Origin of the sequence: Rubrivirga sp., from assembly GCF_049648075.1 — a bacterium.
Lineage (GTDB): Bacteria > Bacteroidota > Rhodothermia > Rhodothermales > Rubricoccaceae > Rubrivirga.
The window spans coordinates 1-5,034 of the sequence record NZ_JBARYR010000707.1 but is presented as its reverse complement, the minus strand read 5'-3'; the positions used below and the strand labels follow the sequence as shown (position 1 = coordinate 5,034).

Sequence of the window (5,034 nt, the reverse complement as noted above, 5' to 3'; positions counted from 1 at the left end):
GCCCGGCTCCGACCTGTTCGACGGCGACCCGGCCGACGACGACGAGCTCGCCCCGTTCTTCATCCCGTTCGAGACCGGCACGTTCACCGACGGCGGGTTCAACCTGATCGGGACGAACAACACAGTCGAGGAGACCTTCACGGCCGGCGAGCCCAACGCCAACGACAGCTACGTCGGGACGGGCCAGGGCGACGCCGGCACGCGCGTGGACCCGGGCATCAGCGGCTCCAACCGGAACGAGACCTACGCCGTGACCGCGGTCGAGCTCGGGTCCGGCAGCGTCGCCATCAACAACGGCGTCAACACCGACCTCGAGGGCAACGAGATCGTGGCCGACGGCCGCGGCTTCCAGCGCCCGGGCACGGCCGACGGCGATGAGACCGTCGACATCGGCGCGTTCGAGTTCGACTCGGAGCCCGTCATGTCCCAGCTCGTCATCAACGAGCTCGACAGCGTGACCGCCCCCTCGGGCGAGGACGACCGGGCCGAGTTCGTCGAGATCCGGAACACGGGCGACGCCCCGGCCCAGCTCGCCGACTTCGCCCTGGTCCTGTACTCGGGCGAGGACGACACGGCCTACGCCTCGTTCGACCTCGAGGGCGAGCTCGCCCCGGGTGAGACGTTCGTCTTCGGCGACCCCGGCGTTTCGAACGTGGACCAGGACGAGCTGTCTGGCACCTCCGACGACATCCGCGACGAAGACGGCGCCATCGGCATCTACCGCGGCAACGCGTCGGACTACCCCGTGGGCGCCGTCGCCGGCCAGAACGCGTCGACGCGGGTCGACGTGCTGGTCTACAACAACGGGACGCAGTCGAGCCGCCGCGCTCGCGACGCGAACAGCTTGGCCGCGGCCTTTGGCCAGTCCGAGGACGACATCGCGAGCGGCGACACGGACGACACGTCGCTCCAGCGCGACGAGAGCGGAGACTTCTCCGCCGGCACTCCGACGCCGGGCGGCAACACGGGCTCCGGTGGGCTCGCGGTATCCGGCTTCACGCTCGACGACACGACCTTGGCCGAGGGCGAGTCGACCCAGCTGACGGCCACGATCGGTACGACGACCAACGCCGATGTCGTCATCGATTTGACGTACTCCAACAGCTCCGACCTCGATGGGCCGGACAGCATCACCATCCCGACCGGCCAGACGTCGGCGTCCGTCACCGTCACGGCCGTCGCTGACGGCGAAGCCGAGGGCGAGGAGCAGGTCACGATCGACATCGACAGCGTGTCGAACGCCTCTGAGGGCACCGAGAAGTCGGCGACGGTGACGATCGAGCCGAGCGAGGCCGCGTTGCCGACCGTCTCGTTCGCCGACGTCCAGCAAGCCGTTAATGAGGGCGATGGGTCCGTCGAGCTCGGGATCGAGCTCTCCGATATCCCCGACACCGGTGAGCTCACCGTGACGCTCGTGTCCGGCGACCCCGCGGACGTGGGTGGCTTCGAGTCGGAGACGTTCGACATCTCCGACCTCGAGGGCGCGGGCGGCCAGTACGCTGTGACCATCCCGATCACCGACGACGCGATCTCTGAGGACGACGAGACGCTCGTGTTCGAGCTCTCCGTCGCCGAGGACCCCAACGGCGGCGACCCGACGCTCGAGGTCGGCGCCCGCGCCCAGACGGTGGTCATCATCGTCGACAACGACGGCGACCCCGTCACGTCGACGGTGACGATCCGCGACCGCGACGGCGACGGCCTCGAGGACGGCGGCTTCCGCCTGCTCTCGCTGCCCATCGGCGGCGTCACGGCCGGCGACCTGTCCGACGCCCTCAACGGGGCCGACGTGCTGACGTTCAACGACTCGACGGGCACGTTCACGCCGTTCGGCGACGACGACTTCATCGCGCCCGGCCAGCCGGTCGCGGTCGAGGTCGAGCCCGGCACCGAGATCACGCTCGACGGCTCCTCGTTCGGTGGCGACGTCACGTTCGACGTCTTCACCGTGACGGACAGCACGGACGCCACTGACGTCCGGGACCGCGTGCTCGTGAGCGTCGGCAACCCGTCGGACAACCCGCTCCCGCTCTCGGCCCTCTCGGTCGACGGTGGCACGTTGGGCAGTGTGGCCCTGGTCTTGGACGATGAGACCGGCGGGTTCCGCCCGGTCGTCTTGAGCGACCTCGAGGACGCCGTCCTGCCGGCCTTCGGCGCGGCCATCTTCCAGGTGGTCCCGGACACCGACTCGACCGACGTGTCGGTCTCGGCCGGCTTCGACGACGGCGACGCGAACGCGGACGGCGACGACCTCACCGACACACCAACCGACAGCGACGACGTCCTGACGGTCTCCCTCACCGGCGACGACGGGGGCGACACGATCGCCGTCCGGTTCGACGGGATGGGCGGCCTGGACCTGCTCGACGCCGTCGACGTGACGAGCCCGGGCGGCGTGACGCTGTCCGCCCTCGAGGGCGGCCTGCCACTGGCGCTGCTGGCCCTGACCGACGACGTGGACTTCGGGCCGACGGCGGCGCGGACGGTCCCGCTCTCGGTGATGGTCCCGATGGACGGGACGTACACGTTCGACATCGGCGGCGAGACGGTCGAGGTCGGGGGACGGACCCTCGACGTCGAGCTCTTGGACGACGGCGCGCCCGTGGCGGCCGGCGACGACGGAACCGTCGAGGTCTCGATCTCGGGCGACACCGACGACCGGTTCGCGCTCCGCTTCACGGTCCAGAACGCCGTGGCGTCGGACGAGAGTCTTGGGACCGAGCTGTCGATCGGCAACGCCTACCCGAACCCGACGACTGGCGCCGCGACCCTCGAGGTCGCTGTGGCGGAGACGGAGACGGTCCGCGTGGTCGTGTTCGACGTGTTGGGCCGCCAAGTCGCGGTCGCGCACAACGGCACGGTCGCGGCGGGCACCGCCCTCGAGGTCGATCTCGGGGCCGCGCGCCTGGCGCCCGGCAGCTACGTCGTCCGCGTCGAGGGCGAGTCGTTCACCGAGACGCGGCGCCTGACGGTGAGCCGCTAGTCCGACTCGGGCTTTGAATGGGGGCCGGGCGCTGCGTGCGCCCGGCCCTTTTTTCGTTGGGGCGGGGCGCTCGGACCGTTCGGCGGCGTCGACCTCGAGGGCGGGTCGGTGTATCCTCGGGCGGTGCCGCTCCCGAGACCCGTGACCCGATCCCCCTCCTTTGCTCTCCTCGTGACGCTGGCCGCGGCGTTGGCCGTGCCCGCCTCGGCTCAGGCGGACGATCGTCCCAACATCATCTACGTGATGTCAGACGACCACGCGCTGCGCACCATCGGCGCGTACAGCGACTTCCACTCGACGCCCAACCTGGACCGGATCTCGGACCAAGGCGCCGTCTTCGAGAACGCGTTCGTGGGCAACTCGATCTGCGGGCCGAGCCGGGCCGCGATCTTGACTGGCACGCACGGCCACGTCAACGGCATCACGGGGAACGGCGAGCCGTGGGACAGCACGCAGGCCGTCTTTCCGCGCCTGTTGCAGCAGGCCGGGTACCAGACGGCGCTGTTCGGCAAGTGGCACCTCAACAGCCGCCCGGCCGACGAGTACGACGAGTACACGATCCTGACCGGCGCCGGCAAGCAAGGCTTCTACTACAACCCGGAGGTTTACTCGCCCGACACGGGCACACGCACGATCCCGGGCTACTCGACGGACATCGTGACGGACCTGGCCATCGACTGGCTCGACCGCCGCAACCAGGACGAGCCGTTCCTGCTCTTGGTCCAGTACAAGGCCGTCCACGTGCCGCGGATGCCGCCGCTGCGGTTGCTCGACCGCTACCTCGAGGACGTCATCCCCGAGCCGCCGACGCTCTACGACGACTTGGCGACGCGGACGCACAACGCGAGCGCGGTCAACTTTTTACTGACTGACTACCGCCCGCTCCGCCACTACGGCCGCTACGACCCGCAGCGCGACATCTACCTCGCGCGCATGACCGACCAAGAGCGCCGGGCCTACCACGCCGTCGTGGACCCGCAGAACGAGGACTACTGGCGGATGCGGGCCAACGGTGCCTACGACGACCCGCGCGCCATGCGGGCGTACCACTACCAACGCTTTATCAAGGACTACCTCCGCATCGTAGACGCCCTCGATGAGAACGTCGGCCGGCTCTTGGACCGGATCGACGCGGACCCGGCGCTGGAGAACACGATCGTGGTCTACGCCTCGGACCAGGGCTACTTCACGGGCGAGCACGGCTACGCTGAAAAACGGCTGATGTACGAGGAGGCCGTTCGGATGCCGCTGCTGATGCGCTGGCCCGAGCGGATCGCGCCGGGCACGCGTATCGACGCCCTCGTACAGAACATCGACCTGGCGCCGACCTTCCTCGAGGTCGCCGGACTGGCGCCGTTGGACCGGATGCAGGGCGTGCCCTTGGCGCCGGTCCTCCGAGGCGAGACGCCCCAGGACTGGCGGCGGTCCATCTACTACCACTACTACGACCACGGCCGGCATCAAGTCGCGCGTCACGCCGGCGTCCGCACCCAGACGCACAAGCTGATCCACTTCTACACCGACGACACGTGGGAGCTGTACGACCTCGAGGCCGATCCCATGGAGCTCCGCAACGTGTACGGCACGCCAGGCGCGGCGACGGTCCAGGCCGCCCTCGAGGCCGAGTACTTGCGGCTGCGCGACGTGTACGGCGTCCCGCCGGAGACCTTCGAGGCGCCGTTCTTGTAGGCCGCGCCGCTCGCGACCTCGAGGGCGGACCTCTCCCGATCCCGGACCGCCCGGATCCGACATGCGCCTCGCTCTCCTCTTCGTCGTCGGCGGCTACGTCCTGATCGTCGGGGTCATCGCTGCGATGCAGGGCCGGATGATCTACCCCTCGGCCGGTCAGGGTCCGGCGCCGACGGCCGGCGACCTCGATGCGATTGGAGCGCGGCCGCTCCCGGGCGTCGCGGCGCAAGCGGCCTTTGTCGTCGAGGCCCAGGGCGCCGCGTGGGGAACTGCCGTCGTGTTCCACGGGAACGGAGGGACCGCCCTCGACCGGAGCTACTACGTCCGGGCGTTGGGCGCGCGCGGGTTGCGCGTCGTGCTCG

The 5,034-nt window shown here is 69.8% G+C and carries 2 protein-coding genes and 1 pseudogene; all 3 read left to right on the top strand.

The window, feature by feature from the left end:
* The coding region (locus WBA11_RS18695) for a T9SS type A sorting domain-containing protein (protein WP_424522143.1) at positions 1 to 2,983 on the top strand (2,983 nt) is incomplete at its 5' end.
* A gap of 141 nt (positions 2,984 to 3,124) precedes the next feature.
* A complete protein-coding gene (locus tag WBA11_RS18690; protein WP_424522142.1) occupies positions 3,125 to 4,672 on the top strand; it encodes a sulfatase family protein in 1,548 nt (515 codons plus the stop codon).
* Positions 4,673 to 4,733: 61 nt separating this feature from the next.
* Positions 4,734 to 5,034: pseudogene (locus WBA11_RS18685) on the top strand (alpha/beta hydrolase); the annotation flags it as partial.